This is a genomic window from Caballeronia sp. GAFFF1 (assembly GCF_023630705.1).
GTDB lineage: Bacteria > Pseudomonadota > Gammaproteobacteria > Burkholderiales > Burkholderiaceae > Caballeronia.
Genome location: NZ_JALQEM010000001.1, coordinates 27900 through 41726, shown reverse-complemented (window position 1 = coordinate 41726; position 13827 = coordinate 27900). Strand labels below are relative to the sequence as shown.

Here is a 13827-nt window from a genome sequence, read left to right as displayed (position 1 = left end):
ATCCGATGCGCGCTTGAAGGCGCGCCGTCGATCAGAACGGCGACGCTGCCGGCACACGCCCTCGCGTTCTCGAAGGCTTCGCCAGCTTCGGGCCGAGTTCGCCGTCCATCGAGCGGGAACGCGGCGCGGGCGGCGGCGCTTTGGCTTCATCGTCGTGGGCGTAGTGGGCGTCCGCGCTGCTCGCGGCCGCCGGCTTGCCGACGCCATCGCGAATCCACTGCTCGCCGAGCTGATGATTCGGCGTCTGGCTGAAGTGCTCGACGAGATGATCGATGAACGTGCGCACCTTCGCGGGCAAGTGCCGCCGGCTCGGATACGCGACATTGATTTCCACTTGCGGCAACTGATAGTCGCCGAGCAGGCGCACCAGTTGATTGCGATTCATGTCGTTGCCGATCAGATAGCTCGGCAAAATTGCGATGCCCATGCCGAGCAACGCAAACTGGCGCAGCATTTCCGTATTGTTCGCGATGATCACGTTCTGCGGACGCACGCGCACTTCGCCGTCCGGACCCGTGAACACGCGCTCGTCGCCCCAGTATTCGGACGGCAGGCTCAGGCACGGATGCTCCAGCAGATGTTCCGGCCGCGTCGGCGTGCCGTGCTTTTCGAGGTATTCGGGCGTCGCGCACACGGTCATGCAGCCCGTGGTCAGGCGTCGCGTCACGACGCTTGCGCTCTTCACCTGCCGCGCAATGACGATGCCGACATCGAACCCTTCTTCCACCAAATCGACCTGGCGATCCACCAGCGTCACGTCGGGCACGACTTTCGGATATCGCTGCGCGTACGTCTGCAATACGGGCGCGAGATTGTGCAACCCGAACACGACCGGCGCGACGATGCGCAGCGAACCCAGCGGCTCGTGATTGCGCGCGACCACCATCTGTTCGACATCTTCGAGTTCATCGAGAATCTGGCGCGCCCGCTCCAGATACACCTGACCGGATTCCGTGAGCGAAAGGCTGCGCGTCGTGCGGTTGAGCAGACGCGTGCCGAGACGACTTTCGAGATCGGCGACGTGGCGCGTCGCCACCGCGTTCGAGATGTCCATCGCGCTTGCGGCCCGGGCGAAACTGCCGAGATCGGCCACGCGAACAAACACCTTCATCGACTGCAAATGATCCATGGGACAACTCCTGCCGCCACGCGGCTATAAATCCTGCTGCAAGGCAATTCAGAATTATCCTAGGACTCGAAGATTCGTGCAGAAGTTGCGGACGCGCCGTGGTTTTTAGAAAAAATCGTTGAGAAACGCGTTGGGCGGAGAAAGATGACCGTTCGGTCATCTTCTTGAAGGGAAGGCGCGCCCGGCAGCGTCAGCCACCGGGCGATGCAACGCGGAGACGATCAGGCAGCGAGACGCTTTTCCATGTCCGCCTTGGCTTCCGGAAGCGCGTCGGGCAGCCCTTGCTGAAGCTTCGCGAACAGCTCGTCGTGCAGCGTGAGTTCGTCGCGCCATGCAGCGTCGTTGACCGAGATGACCTGCTGGAACTGCTCGCGCGTGAAATCGAGCGCGCCCCAGTCGATGTCTTCATAGCGCGGCGAGATGCCGAACGCGTGTTCGTCGCCGCTCGCCGTGCCCTCGATGCGTCCGACCATCCAGTTCAGCACGCGCATGTTCTCGCCGAAGCCCGGCCACACGAACTTGCCGTCCTCGCCCTTGCGGAACCAGTTGACGCAGAAGAACTTCGGCGGCTTTGCCTTCTGCGCTTGCAGGCGCTCGCCCATCTTGAGCCAATGGCCGAAGTAGTCGCTCATGTTGTAGCCGCAGAACGGCAGCATCGCGAACGGATCGCGGCGCACAACGCCCTGCTGGCCCGCTGCGGCGGCCGTGGTTTCAGAGCCCATCGTCGCGGCCATGTACACGCCTTCCTTCCAGTCGCGCGCTTCGGTCACGAGCGGCACCGTGTTCGAGCGCCTTCCGCCGAAGACGAAGGCGTCGATCGGCACGCCGGCCGGGTTCTCCCAGTCCGGATCGATCGACGGACACTGCGACGCGGGCGCGGTGAAGCGCGCGTTCGGATGCGCGGCCTTCGCGCCGGTTTCCTTCGCAATGGCAGGCGTCCAGTCGCGGCCCTGCCAGTCGATCAGATGCGCGGGCGGCGTGTCCGTCATGCCTTCCCACCAGACGTCGCCGTCATCGGTCAGCGCGACGTTCGTGAAGATCACGTTCTCCTTCAACGTCGCCATCGCGTTGAAGTTGGTCTTTTCGCTCGTGCCCGGCGCGACGCCGAAATAGCCTGCTTCCGGGTTGATCGCGTACAGACGGCCGTCGCGGCCCGGCTTGATCCACGCGATATCGTCGCCGATGGTCGTCACTTTCCAGCCGTCGAGGTCGGAAGGCGGAATCAGCATCGCGAAATTGGTCTTGCCGCACGCGGACGGGAATGCCGCCGCGACGTGGTACTTGCGCCCTTGCGGCGAGGTCACGCCGAGAATGAGCATGTGCTCGGCGAGCCAGCCCTCGTCGCGGCCCATGGTCGATGCAATGCGCAGCGCGAAGCACTTCTTGCCGAGCAGCGCGTTGCCGCCGTAGCCCGAGCCGAAGCTCCAGATCTCTCGCGATTCGGGGAAATGCACGATGTACTTCGTGTCGTTGCACGGCCACGGCACGTCCTGGCGGCCGTCCGCGAGCGGCGCGCCGACCGAGTGCACGCACGGCACAAACTCGCCGTCCGCGCCGAGCACGTCGTACACCTCGCGGCCCATGCGCGTCATGATCCGCATGTTCGTGACGACGTACGGACTATCCGACAGTTCCACGCCGATATGCGCGATGGGCGAGCCGAGCGGGCCCATCGAGAACGGCACGACGTACATCGTGCGGCCGCGCATGGCGCCCTCGAAGAGGCCGTCGAGCGTAGTGCGCATTTCCTGCGGGTCGATCCAGTTGTTCGTCGGGCCTGCGTCTTCGCGACGCTGCGAGCAGATGAACGTGCGGTCCTCGACGCGCGCCACGTCCGACGGATCGGAGCACGCGAGGTACGAGTTGGGGCGTTTTTCGGGATTGAGCTTCTTCATGGTGCCGGCAGCCACCATCTGTGCGCAGAGCCGGTCGTATTCCTCTTGCGAGCCGTCGCACCAGACGATGCGTTCCGGCTTGGTAAGCGCCGCGACGCGTTGAACCCATTCGATCAGTCTCGCGTGCCGGACATAGGCCGGCGCTTCGACGTCGATGGCATTGTTATTGTTTTGTTCGACTACTGCGGACTGGTTCATCGAGCTGTCTCCGTTCTTCTGCAATGAAAAACCGTGCGCCCGGACGCTGCTTGCGAGAGGCGTTTCGACGGGACCGCGGGCGCTTCGCGCAAGCGTGCTCACGCAAATGCGGTCGACCAGCCGAGTGCGGCGTCCCCGGGGCGTGACTCTTGCTGACCTTCGGGCGCTTCCTGCCGTGGCTTGCGCCGCAAAGGAACAAACTGTTAAAAAGAGATACTAAGCGGCCTGTCCCCTTGCTGATTACCGTGTTTTCCGCAATGGGCGCCGCGATTTTTCGCTTCTCGACGCGGACCTTTATCCGCCGCCGATTAAGGGGAATCAAGCATAACACCGCATGGCAGCGAGACATTGACGCTGCGCATAAAGCACAGGTTTCGGCGGAATAGCACGGATTTATCGGTAATTACCCGAAGTTAATCCGCGCTTCTTTCAATCGCCGGTTCGACGACGCAGCAGGTTTAATGCCCAACAATACGCAATCACATTCCATGAAAATCGCCATTCTCGACGACTACCAGGACGCCGTCCGGAAGCTCGACTGCTTCCGTCTGCTCGATGACCATGAGGTGAAGGTCTTCAATAACACGGTGCGTGGGCTCGGACAGTTGGCTAGCAGACTGTCGGAAGTGGACGCCCTGGTGCTCATTCGCGAACGCACGCGCATTAGTTCGCAGTTGCTCGATAAGTGCCCGAAATTGCGCATGATCAGCCAGACCGGCCGCGCGGGCGGAGGCCACATCGACATCGACGCGTGTACGGAGCGCGGAATCGCGGTACTGGAAGGAACCGGTTCACCCGTCGCGCCGGCCGAACTGACGTGGGCGCTGATCATGGCGGCGCAGCGGCGCATTCCGCAGTACGTCGCCAATCTCAAGCAGGGAGCGTGGCAACAGTCGGGACTGAAGACGTCCGCGCTGCCGCCCAACTTCGGGCTCGGGCAAGTGCTGCGCGGCCAGACGCTCGGCATCTGGGGCTACGGGAAGATCGGCAGGCTCGTGGCGGGCTACGGCAAGGCGTTCGGCATGAACGTGCTCGTCTACGGCCGCGAGCACTCGCAGGAAGCGGCGCGCGAGGACGGCGTGGCGATCGCGGAAAGCCGTGAGATGTTGTTCGAGCAAAGCGACGTGCTCACCGTGCATCTGCGTCTGAACGACGAAACGCGCGCCATCGTCAAAACGGACGATCTCATGCGCATGAAACCGACTGCGCTTTTCGTCAACACGAGCCGCGCCGAATTGCTCGAAGAGAACGCGCTCCTGAATTCGCTGCATCACAACCGGCCGGGCATGGTCGCGGTGGACGTCTACGAAAGCGAGCCGATTCTGCAAGGCTACGGTCTCTTGCGCATGGAAAACGTGATCTGCACGCCGCACATCGGCTACGTGGAGCGCGAAAGCTACGAGTTGTACTTCAGCGCGGCGTTTAAGAACATTCTCGCGTTCGATGCCGGCGATATGTCGAGCGTGGCGAATCCCGAGGCGCTTCAGCACGCGCGCCGCCGTTGACGTTCAGAGCGTCGACACGTCGATAGCCGGCTCGCAGCGCACCGGGAAATTCACCGAGTTCGCGATGAAACAGTACCGGTGCGCGTCTTCATGCAGCCGCGCGGCGAGCGCCGCGTCGCCGCCCGCGCCGATGGTCACCTTCGGGCGCAGCAGCACATCGACGAAGCGCCCGCTTCCGCCCCGCTCTTCCTGCATCGTGCCGATGGCGTCATCGACATAGCCGGTGACGACGACCTTGTTCGTCGCGCAAAGGTGCAGATACCAGAGCATGTGGCACGACGAGAGCGACGCCACGAACAACTCCTCCGGATTGTGACGGGCGGCGTCGCCGCGGAACGCCGGATCGCTCGATGCCTCGATTGCGGGCTTGGTGGCGACGCGCACGAGGTGATCGCGCGAGTACGCGTCGTAGGCGGACGTGCCGGAGCCGAGATCGCCGGTCCACGCGACGGTCAGTTGATAGCGATGCAGCTTCGACACGGCATGCCTCCACTCAGACTCAGGCGATATGCGACGCGGTGTCCAGAAGACGCGGCAGGCGTTCCAGAAAGTCTTCGCCGTCCGCGCGACCCAGGTCGTAAGCATGCTCCATCTGCGACGGGCTCGTATAGTCCCAGCTCGAAATCGGCACCTTGCGCGAGGGCTGCACGTAAAGACGCCGCTGCTCGCCGTGCGGCACGACGAACATGCGCTCGCGCGGATACAGCCGCGTGACCATCACGAGCACCGTGCCCGGCGACGCGTCGAGCGCGGAAACAGGCACGTTGTCGACCATGCCGCCGTCGAGCACCGGACGCCCGTTGCGACGCAGGATCGGCGTGAACGGCGGCGTGCTCGACGATTGCAGAACGAGGTCGGCCAGGTCTTCGATCGTCGCGCATTCCTGCGCCGTCACGAACTCGGGATGGAAGCCGAGCGCCTGACCGAGCGTTGGATGCAGCGCCTTGCGCACGTATTTTTCGATGTTATAGGCGATCAGGCCCGCCGCGACGGCGCTGCGCGCGCCGAGCCAGCGCGGCAGATGCGACACGCCGATGCGAATTTCCGGTGCCGATGCCAGTTCGCCGAAGCGATCCGCGAAGATATCAAGTAGCGCCTGCCGGTAGATGCGGTAATGCGGAAACACGGACTGGCGCCGCAGAAGATTGCCCCAGTAGGCGTTCTTCGTGTTGCCGCGCAGGACGTCCGCGTAATAGCGCATGACCCAGCGCGCATCGTTCGTGTAGAGCATGCAGGCGGTGGCCGCGCCCGCCGAAATGCCCGCGATGATCCGCGGCCGGAGGTCCAGCTCCGGCTGCACGACGTTCCAGAATCCGGCTTGCCACCAGCAGCGGTTGCCGCCGCCCGCGAATACGACTTGATCGAACATTGCTTACTGGTCTTTGTTGATGAGCGCGTAGGTGGTCGTGGCGTGGGCGGCGAGTTCGTCCTGGTCGTCGTGCATGTCGATTTCGCCGAAGACGAGATTGCGCCCGCGCCGCATCACGCGCGCCGTGACGAGCACGTCGCCGGACTTGACCGGGCGCATGAACGTGGTGTTGAGGGAGACAGTGGTCATCGGCGAGAAACCGCCCATGACGTGCGATATGGCGACGACCATCGCGGTATCCGCGGCGGCCATGAACACCTGACCGCAGATGACGCCGCCCGCGTGACGCAGATGGTCCGAGTACGGCAGACGCAGCGTGACGGAGTCGGTCCCGATGGCCTCGGGCGCGAGCGACAGCTCGCGGACCCACGGCGCGAGGATGCGGTCCAGCAACGCGCGGATGGCGGCTTCGTCCATGTCTTCCTGTTCCGTAATGAGTTGACGAATCGAACGATGGTTCGGCGATGCGTCATGATAACGGCTGTTGTGGCGCGCGCTGTTCGGCGCGTGCGTCGTTGCGGCGTCGAATTTTCATGCGGAGGGCTTGCGCTTTTCGAAATTCTGCCGCTATAATTTCGCTTCTGTTGGGGCGTTAGCTCAGTTGGTAGAGCAGCGGACTCTTAATCCGTAGGTCGAGTGTTCGAGTCACTCACGCCCCACCAAGAATTCTCAAGGCCGGTCTAGCGAAAGCGGACCGGCCTTTTTCTTTTGCGCATTCCTTTTCGCGCGCAGCGCTGGCACAGCCTCGCCCGCACGACAAGCCCTTCGAACTTTCGGACCGCTCCGAAAAACCCGCTCCCCGAATGGCTTAACAATTCGCCTCCCATTTCCGCCGTCCGCCCATTCTGTCGCAGTCAGACAGACACGCGGGAACGACGGCGCATTCCCGGAGGCAAAACCATGAAAGTCCCGAAAGCCCGCACAGCGCTCGTCGCTGCGTCCGTCGCCGCCGTCTTGTGCGGATGCGCGACCGAAGCATCGCGCTCACTGCCGGTACCCGAAGTCAGCAGCGCCCGCACGCACTACGCCGGCAAGCCGGTCGCCGTATCCGTCGGCAAGTTCGACAACCGCTCCAGCTATATGCGCGGCGTGTTCTCGGACGGCGTCGATCGCGTCGGCAGTCAGGCGAAGACCATTCTGCTCACGACGCTGCAGCAGAGCGGCCGCTTCACTGTCCTCGAGCGCGACAACCTGAACGAACTGAAGCAGGAAGCCGCGTTCGCCAACAAGAACCAGGCGCTCAAGGGCGCGAGCTACGTCATCACCGGCGATGTCACGGAGTTCGGCCGCAAGGACGTCGGCGATCGCGAACTCTTCGGCGTGCTCGGAAGCGGCAAGACGCAAGTGGCGTACGCGAAGGTCAGCCTCAACATCGTCGATGCCACGACCTCCGAAGTCGTCGCATCCAGCCAGGGCGCGGGCGAATACAGCCTGTCGAATCGCGAAGTCATCGGCTTCGGCGGCACCGCCAGCTACGACTCGACGCTCAACGGCAAAGTGCTCGATCTGGCGATTCAGGAAGCCGTCAACCACCTCGTGGAAAAGGTCGACGCGGGCGCGTTGCAAGCCGCGAAGTAACAGCATCATCACTCATCAGCAGGTCTCACCATGTATTACAAGAAGCAGTTCTTGACCGGCCTCGCGCTGCCGGTCGCGGCAGCGTGCGCGCTGCTCGCCGGTTGCGCCACCCAAGGCACGCCGCCGCTCTATCAATGGGACGGCTATCAGCCCCAGGTGTACGAATACTTCAAAGGCCAGAAGAGCCCGGCCGAGCAGATCGATGCACTGGAAAAAGCGCGGCAGCAGATTCTCGCGAAGGGCAATGCGTTGCCGCCGGGATTCCATGCGCATCTCGGTACGCTGTACGCAAGCGTCGGACAGGTCGATTCCGCCCGGCAGGAACTGAATGCCGAGAAGCAATCCTTTCCCGAGTCGTCCGTTTATATGGACTTTTTGTTGAGCCATCTCAAATAAGCGCCGGCCATGACCATGACTTTCTCTCGCAAGTTCCTCGCGATGCTCTCCGCTCTGCTGATGCTGAGCGCCTGCGCCTCGCGCGCGCCGAATCAGACGGACTACACCGCGTTCCGCAATAGCAAGCCGCATTCGATTCTCGTGCTGCCGCCCATCAACGACACGTCGGACATCGGCGCGACGCACGGCATGTTGGCGCAAATGACGATGCCGCTCGCCGAAGCCGGCTACTACGTCGTGCCGGTGGCCGAGATGGACGAAACGTTCAAGCACAACGGCCTCACCACGCCCACCGATATCCAGAACGTCGCGCCCGCGAAGCTCCGCGAAATCTTCGGCGCGGACGCCGCGCTGTACACGACGGTCACGAGCTACGGCACGAAGTTCGTCGTCGTCGACAGCAAGACGGTCGTGTCGGCGAACGCGAAGCTCGTCGATCTCCGCTCGGGCGACGAACTGTGGAAAGGCTCCGCCACGGCCAACGGCAACGAGGTCGGCTACAACGTCGGCGCGGGCAACGGCAGCCTGATCGGCATGGTGGTTGGCGGCATCGCCAAACAGGTCACGCACTCGCTGACGGATAAATCGTTCGACGTTGCGGGTCTGACGAGCCAGCGCCTGCTCGCGACGGGCGACAAGACAGGCCTGCTCTACGGCCCTCGCTCGCCGAAATTCGGCACCGACTGAAGCATTCGCGATAGACGCTCCCACAGGCGTCTATCGCGCCTATGCCACCTCCGCGCCGCGCTTGAGCAAAAGCTCTCGCAGCACCGACCGGTGACACCGCGCCTCATTCTCGCAGTAGCACCCGACCGACAGATTGGTCGTATGCGAGAGCGCCGCGAGCAGGTCGAGCGACCTGCTCGCCTCCGGCGTCGCCATCTCCGCTTTGTATTTCCTCACGAAGGCGCTCCACTCCTTCTCCGTCTGCGCGCTCAGCGCCTCGGCCACCCGTTCCGCCGATGGCGCCAGGTTCGGGTACCACACGTCATAGAAGTTGCGGCTCGCGAACTCGGCTTTCGGCACGCCGCGCGGCGGCCGGCGAACGGTGCCGATGCGCAAGCCTTCGTTTTCGCTGCGCGGTGAGCCGAGCCGCACGATTCGAATGGCCATGCTCCGTCTCCCTGTTTTGGTCGTCACAGCATAACCGCCGTCGACGCGTTCGAGCGCGATCCGTCGCGTTCCCGTATCGTGTTGGATTATTCTTCTTCCGCTTACATCCGGAACACGACGTGCCCGCCGATCCCGCCCAATCCGCACCCCGCGACCCCGATGCGGCGATGACCTCCCGCGAGCGGCGCGGCATGGCCGCCATTTTGCTGGCCGTCGCGCTCGCCACGCTCGATACCGCCATCGCCAATACCGCGCTGCCCGCCATCGCCGCCGACCTCGGATCGACGCCGGCCGCGTCCGTCTGGATCATCAACGCGTACCAGCTCGCGATGGTCGCTACGCTGCTGCCGTTCGCGGCGCTCGGCGGCATCGTCGGGCACCGGCGCGTTTATCTGGGCGGGCTCGTCGTGTTCACGATCGCATCCGCGATATGCGCGTTCTCGTGGTCGCTGCCGACGCTCGTCGCCGCGCGGCTGCTGCAAGGGCTCGGCGCGAGCGCGATCATGAGCGTCAATACGGCGCTGATCAGCGCGCTGTTTCCGCTGCACCGGCTCGGGCGCGGCGTCGGTCTGAACGCGCTGATCGTCGGCATTGCGTTCGCGGTCGGGCCGACAGTGGCGTCCATCGTGCTGTCGCTCGGGACGTGGCCGTGGCTCTTCGCGGTGAATCTGCCGGTCGGCGTGCTCGCCCTTTTCATTGCGTGGCCCGCGCTGCCGCAAACGAGGCGCAGCGCGCACGGCTTCGATCGCGTGGCGGCGGCGCTCAACGTCGTCACGTTCGCGTCGCTTATCTTCGCGCTCGGCGAAGCGGCGCAGCGCGCGCCGTCGCACACGGTGCTCGCGGCGCTGGCCGTTGCGCTCGTCGCGGGCGCGCTGATGCTTCGGCGCGAGCGCGGGCATCCCGCGCCGATGCTGCCCGTCGATCTCTTTCGACGCCCGATGTTCGCGCTGTCCACGATGACCGCCGTCTGCTCGTTCGCCGCGCAAGGACTCGCGTTCGTGTCGCTGCCGTTTTACTTCGAGACGGTGCTCGGCCGCACGCAGGTGGAAACCGGCTTTCTGATGACGCCGTGGTCGGTGCTCGTCGCGTTGATGGCGCCCATCGCGGGGCGCTTGTCCGACCGCTACCCGCCGGGTCTGCTCGGCGGCATCGGCCTCGCCATGCTGTGCGCCGGCATGGTGTCGCTCGCGGCGCTGCCCGCGAATCCGCACGCGCTGGATATTTGCATCCGCATGTCAGTTTGCGGCGCGGGGTTCGGCTTCTTTCAGTCGCCGAATCTGAAGGCGTTCATGGCCAGCGCGCCGCGCGAACGAAGCGGCGGCGCGAGCGGCGTGGTCGCGACCGCGCGGCTCGTCGGGCAGGCGACGGGCGCGGCGCTCGTGGCGCTGTGTTTCGGCATCGCGGGAAAGCACGGTCCGGCGCTCGCGCTTTCGCTGGGCGCGGGCTTTGCAGGAGCGGCGAGCGTCGCGAGCGGGTTGCGGCTGGCGACGCGTGATGCCGGCTCGGCGGCGGGGATGGCGCGGGAGTGAGTCGCGGTGATTGGGACGCACCTTTTCGGCAAGGCGTTGGCTAAAGCGGGCGCACCGAGAAGCTCGTGTTGCCCAGCGGAAGCGTGGCGTCGCGGGGTCGCGTACGTGCGCTGAAACATGCCGTTGGGACCAGCCGATTCTGCGCGGCGGCAGTTGCCGCTTGACCGCATCGAAGGCGTTACTTGCCGCAGGTTACGGGCGACGCGCGACGCTGGCGCGGCGTTGTCGGCATTGGGGCGAGCGTGAATCCGACGCGCCGGACTCGCCGCTTCAACGCGGGAACGGCGGTGTATCCGACGACACGCCGGACCCAATCGAAGGCGTCCGGTTCGGCCACCCGCAGCACGCGACGAAATCCAAGGGACCCAAAGTCGCCGCTGTGGCGACGCGCGAGCCCAGTGCGGCGTCGACTGACACGGCGCGGGCATGAATCGAAGCGGCCCGGATTTGCCGCCTGCAACGTCCAACACCGAACCCGCGGCGGCCCGCGTGACGCAGAAGCGAACTAAATGCCGCCGCTCAGATCCGCCGCACCTTCACCTTGCGCCCCTTCAGCTTCCCGGCGCCGAGCCTGCGGATGGCGTCATCGGCAATGCCGCGTTCTACCGCCACGTAAGTCACCATATCCATCACGTTGATCTTGCCGATCTGCGCGCCGTCGAAACCCGCATCGCCGGTGAGCGCGCCGAGCACGTCGCCCGGGCGGATCTTGTCCTTGCGTCCGCCGAGAATCTGCAACGTGGCCATCGGCGGCTTCAGATGCCCGGGCTCGGCCGACGTCAGTTCCGACAGCGGATGCCACTCCACTTCCGCGCGCTGCGCTTCTTCAATGGCGCCCACGCGTCCCATTTCGTCCATGCTTGCGAGCGACAGCGCCCAGCCCTCCTCGCCCGCGCGCCCCGTGCGGCCGATGCGATGCACATGCACTTCCGGGTCCGGCGTCACGTCGACGTTGATGACCGCTTCCAGTTGCGCGATGTCGAGCCCGCGCGCCGCCACATCGGTCGCGACGAGCACAGAGCAACTGCGATTGGCGAACTGCACGAGCACCTGATCGCGTTCGCGCTGTTCGAGCTCGCCATGCAGCGTGAGCGCCTCGAAGCCTTGCGCGCGCAGCACGTCGAGCAAGTCGCGGCATTGCTGCTTGGTGTTGCAGAACGCGAGCGTGCTCACCGGACGATAGTGATCCAGCAACAGCCCGACGGCGTGCAGCCGCTCGTGGTCTTCCACCTGATAGAACCGCTGCTTGATCTTGGCATTGCTGTGCTGCTCGGTGAGCTTGATCTCCCGCGGATTGCGCAGGAACTGCTGGCTCAGCTTCGCGATGCCTTCGGGATACGTCGCAGAAAAGAGCAGCGTCTGCCGGTCCTTCGGGCACTGCCGCGCGACGGACGCGATGTCGTCGAAGAAGCCCATGTCGAGCATGCGGTCAGCTTCGTCGAGGACGAGCGTGCGGACCGCGGCGAGCGAAAGCGTTTCGCGCTGCAGATGATCCATGATGCGCCCCGGCGTTCCCACGACGATATGCGCGCCGTGCTCGAGACTCGCGATCTGCGGACGCATGGGCGTTCCGCCGCACAGCGTCAGCACCTTCACGTTTTCTTCCGCGCGCGCGAGGCGGCGGATTTCCTGCGTGACCTGATCGGCGAGCTCGCGCGTCGGACAGAGCACGAGCGCCTGCACGGCGAATTGCTTCGCGTCGAGCCGCGCGAGCAGCGGCAGCGTGAAGGCCGCGGTCTTGCCGCTGCCGGTTTTCGCCTGCGCGATGAGGTCGTGCCCCGCGAGCGCATGCGGCAGGCTGGCGGCCTGAATCGGCGTCATCGACGCGTAGCCGAGTTGTTGCAGGTTCGCCTGCATCGCCGGGGAAAGCGGCAGGTTCGCGAAGGAAGTGTCGGTGGTCATGGCGTTAATGCGAGCCTCGCGGCGGGATGTCGCTGACTTGTTCGTAGGAGACGGCGCCCTCCGGCGACTCGTGGCGCGTCACGTAGTTACGCGCGCCGCACATCGGGCAGCGGAACAGCAAACCTTGGCCTTCGTTTTTGATGACGACGTCCGAGGGCTGCCATTCTGCTTGGCAGGATTGGTTTCGGCAGGTGAACATGGGGGAAGTTCTCTTGATTGCGATCCGCGCGGGGTGCGCCCGCGCGCGATGGATTGGCTCGAAGCCGAAGTGTACGCGGGTTGGCGCGGGGCTTCGGGGATTAGAGGGGGCGCGGTTGTCCGCGGAAGACTTGGGTGCGATGCCAGGCGACGAACCGGCTCGACGGGTGATGTTCCGCTCTGACGGGCGCGTTCAGTCGGTTGCCGTGATGCCGTAGCAAGATGTGGTCGAATTGGTCGGTGCCGTGCGCTTCTTCGGAGACCAGCACGCGCCGCTCGTCGCCGAGCGTGAAGGCGCCGATGTCGAAGAGCTTGTGATGCAGGCAGCAGAGCGCGATACCGTTCTCGACGACATCCGGTCCCTCGAATTGGAACCATTTGATGTGCGCGGCTTCGAGGCCGATCGTGCGGTTGCTGATGCGCATGTCGAAGTTGCACAGGGCGCAGCGGTATTGGTACGCCCTGAGCACGTCGTTGCGAAAGTCTGGACTGCGGCGCGTTTTGGCTGTCAGCGGCGCGTCAAGCGCGAGGCCGACTGCGGCGAGAATGTCCTCGTGCATGCTGTCCGGGAAATGCGCGTCGAGCAATCCACGCGCGACGTCGCTAATGGCTTGCGGGTCGCTGTCGAAGGTGCGTAGGACGTCATCGGAGAACCGGCCGGTGGCGTCGACGGTGCGCAGCTGCGTCTTGGTCAACGCCGCGTTGGACGCGAGCAGAGCGCCCGAGCGGCGCGCGGCGACCCGCCAGACGTCGTCGCTCTGCAGGCGAAGAAACGGCATCTCCGGATACAGCGTGCGCCGCCAAGGGCCGAACTCGCGCAAGAGTTCGTTCAGCTTGCTTTCGTACTGATTGAACGGCACCTCGCGGACTCCGCGGCGGTACAAGCCGAGCGCGAGCAATATCAGTAATGGCTTATGAGGCGCGCGCTCGTCACCGCGTTGCCACACCTTCAACGCCTCGAAGCGTTGAAGGATGTCGGGCGGGTGACGGCGCTGCATGCTGCTTGATTCAAATG

14 protein-coding genes and 1 tRNA gene are annotated in these 13827 nt (G+C 64.6%); 6 read left to right on the top strand and 9 right to left on the bottom strand.

Annotated elements, in window-relative coordinates; translation table 11 throughout:
* Positions 1-31: 31 nt before the first annotated feature.
* Together NCR37_RS00230 and NCR37_RS00225 are read right to left on the bottom strand one after the other, a co-directional pair.
* On the bottom strand, positions 32-1129 hold the full coding sequence (locus tag NCR37_RS00230) for a transcriptional regulator GvmR (RefSeq protein ID WP_250470985.1): 1098 nt from the start codon (positions 1127-1129) through the stop codon (positions 32-34).
* Positions 1130-1350: 221 nt separating this feature from the next.
* Positions 1351-3222 carry a phosphoenolpyruvate carboxykinase (GTP) gene (locus NCR37_RS00225; RefSeq protein ID WP_250470984.1) on the bottom strand — a complete coding sequence of 624 codons (1872 nt, stop codon included), beginning with the start codon at positions 3220-3222 and terminating at the stop codon, positions 1351-1353.
* Between the two features lie 488 nt (positions 3223-3710).
* Between NCR37_RS00225 and NCR37_RS00220 the strand changes: the two genes are divergently transcribed.
* A complete protein-coding gene (locus NCR37_RS00220; protein WP_250470983.1) occupies positions 3711-4727 on the top strand; it encodes a D-2-hydroxyacid dehydrogenase family protein in 1017 nt (338 codons plus the stop codon).
* Between the two features lie 3 nt (positions 4728-4730).
* On the opposite strand, the gene NCR37_RS00215 is transcribed toward NCR37_RS00220, so the two are convergent.
* Genes NCR37_RS00215 through NCR37_RS00205 form a run of 3 tightly spaced genes read right to left on the bottom strand, consistent with a single transcriptional unit; the run spans position 4731 to position 6513 of the window.
* A complete protein-coding gene (locus tag NCR37_RS00215; RefSeq protein WP_250470982.1) occupies positions 4731-5207 on the bottom strand; it encodes an OsmC family protein in 477 nt (158 codons plus the stop codon).
* A gap of 19 nt (positions 5208-5226) precedes the next feature.
* Positions 5227-6096: a patatin-like phospholipase family protein gene (locus NCR37_RS00210; protein WP_250470981.1), complete on the bottom strand. Its 870-nt coding sequence runs from the start codon at positions 6094-6096 to the stop codon at positions 5227-5229.
* 3 nt (positions 6097-6099) lie between these two features.
* Positions 6100-6513 (bottom strand): PaaI family thioesterase, encoded by a 414-nt coding sequence (locus NCR37_RS00205; RefSeq protein WP_250470980.1) that lies wholly within the window; start codon positions 6511-6513, stop codon positions 6100-6102.
* 169 nt (positions 6514-6682) lie between these two features.
* Between NCR37_RS00205 and NCR37_RS00200 the strand changes: the two genes are divergently transcribed.
* The 4 genes from NCR37_RS00200 (at position 6683) to NCR37_RS00185 (ending at position 8757) form a co-directional block, all read left to right on the top strand.
* Positions 6683-6758: transfer RNA gene (locus NCR37_RS00200), tRNA-Lys, on the top strand.
* 238 nt (positions 6759-6996) lie between these two features.
* Positions 6997-7674 (top strand): CsgG/HfaB family protein, encoded by a 678-nt coding sequence (locus tag NCR37_RS00195; protein WP_250470979.1) that lies wholly within the window; start codon positions 6997-6999, stop codon positions 7672-7674.
* A gap of 30 nt (positions 7675-7704) precedes the next feature.
* Positions 7705-8070: a DUF4810 domain-containing protein gene (locus NCR37_RS00190; RefSeq protein ID WP_250470978.1), complete on the top strand. Its 366-nt coding sequence runs from the start codon at positions 7705-7707 to the stop codon at positions 8068-8070.
* 9 nt (positions 8071-8079) lie between these two features.
* Entirely contained in the window at positions 8080-8757 is a 678-nt protein-coding gene (locus NCR37_RS00185; RefSeq protein ID WP_250470977.1) for a DUF799 domain-containing protein, read from the top strand.
* 39 nt (positions 8758-8796) lie between these two features.
* Here NCR37_RS00185 and NCR37_RS00180 read toward each other — a convergent pair whose 3' ends face one another.
* Positions 8797-9183 carry a DUF488 domain-containing protein gene (locus NCR37_RS00180; RefSeq protein WP_250470976.1) on the bottom strand — a complete coding sequence of 129 codons (387 nt, stop codon included), beginning with the start codon at positions 9181-9183 and terminating at the stop codon, positions 8797-8799.
* Positions 9184-9350: 167 nt separating this feature from the next.
* On the opposite strand from NCR37_RS00180, the gene NCR37_RS00175 reads away from it, so the two are divergent.
* Positions 9351-10712 (top strand): MFS transporter, encoded by a 1362-nt coding sequence (locus tag NCR37_RS00175; protein WP_250471083.1) that lies wholly within the window; start codon positions 9351-9353, stop codon positions 10710-10712.
* Positions 10713-11231: 519 nt separating this feature from the next.
* Here NCR37_RS00175 and dbpA read toward each other — a convergent pair.
* The 3 genes from dbpA to NCR37_RS00160 all read right to left on the bottom strand — a co-directional run bounded on the left by dbpA (position 11232) and on the right by NCR37_RS00160 (position 13810).
* Positions 11232-12614, bottom strand: coding sequence for an ATP-dependent RNA helicase DbpA (gene dbpA / locus NCR37_RS00170; protein ID WP_250470975.1), 1383 nt, complete (start codon positions 12612-12614; stop codon positions 11232-11234).
* Positions 12615-12618: 4 nt separating this feature from the next.
* Positions 12619-12813: a hypothetical protein gene (locus NCR37_RS00165; RefSeq protein ID WP_244847619.1), complete on the bottom strand. Its 195-nt coding sequence runs from the start codon at positions 12811-12813 to the stop codon at positions 12619-12621.
* A gap of 100 nt (positions 12814-12913) precedes the next feature.
* Entirely contained in the window at positions 12914-13810 is an 897-nt protein-coding gene (locus NCR37_RS00160; protein WP_250470974.1) for a phosphorothioated DNA-binding restriction endonuclease, read from the bottom strand.
* Between the last annotated feature and the right edge of the window lie 17 nt (positions 13811-13827).

Bases quoted from the DNA above. Each gene is read 5' to 3' on its own strand.
- NCR37_RS00165 (WP_244847619.1), bottom strand. From the start codon at position 12,813: ATGTTCACCTGCCGAAACCAATCCTGCCAAGCAGAATGGCAGCCCTCG.
- NCR37_RS00185 (WP_250470977.1), top strand. From the start codon at position 8,080: ATGACCATGACTTTCTCTCGCAAGTTCCTCGCGATGCTCTCCGCTCTG.
- dbpA (WP_250470975.1), bottom strand. From the start codon at position 12,614: ATGACCACCGACACTTCCTTCGCGAACCTGCCGCTTTCCCCGGCGATG.
- NCR37_RS00160 (WP_250470974.1), bottom strand. From the start codon at position 13,810: ATGCAGCGCCGTCACCCGCCCGACATCCTTCAACGCTTCGAGGCGTTG.
- NCR37_RS00230 (WP_250470985.1), bottom strand. From the start codon at position 1,129: ATGGATCATTTGCAGTCGATGAAGGTGTTTGTTCGCGTGGCCGATCTC.
- NCR37_RS00205 (WP_250470980.1), bottom strand. From the start codon at position 6,513: ATGGACGAAGCCGCCATCCGCGCGTTGCTGGACCGCATCCTCGCGCCG.
- NCR37_RS00195 (WP_250470979.1), top strand. From the start codon at position 6,997: ATGAAAGTCCCGAAAGCCCGCACAGCGCTCGTCGCTGCGTCCGTCGCC.
- NCR37_RS00175 (WP_250471083.1), top strand. From the start codon at position 9,351: ATGACCTCCCGCGAGCGGCGCGGCATGGCCGCCATTTTGCTGGCCGTC.
- NCR37_RS00225 (WP_250470984.1), bottom strand. From the start codon at position 3,222: ATGAACCAGTCCGCAGTAGTCGAACAAAACAATAACAATGCCATCGAC.
- NCR37_RS00190 (WP_250470978.1), top strand. From the start codon at position 7,705: ATGTATTACAAGAAGCAGTTCTTGACCGGCCTCGCGCTGCCGGTCGCG.
- NCR37_RS00180 (WP_250470976.1), bottom strand. From the start codon at position 9,183: ATGGCCATTCGAATCGTGCGGCTCGGCTCACCGCGCAGCGAAAACGAA.
- NCR37_RS00210 (WP_250470981.1), bottom strand. From the start codon at position 6,096: ATGTTCGATCAAGTCGTATTCGCGGGCGGCGGCAACCGCTGCTGGTGG.
- NCR37_RS00220 (WP_250470983.1), top strand. From the start codon at position 3,711: ATGAAAATCGCCATTCTCGACGACTACCAGGACGCCGTCCGGAAGCTC.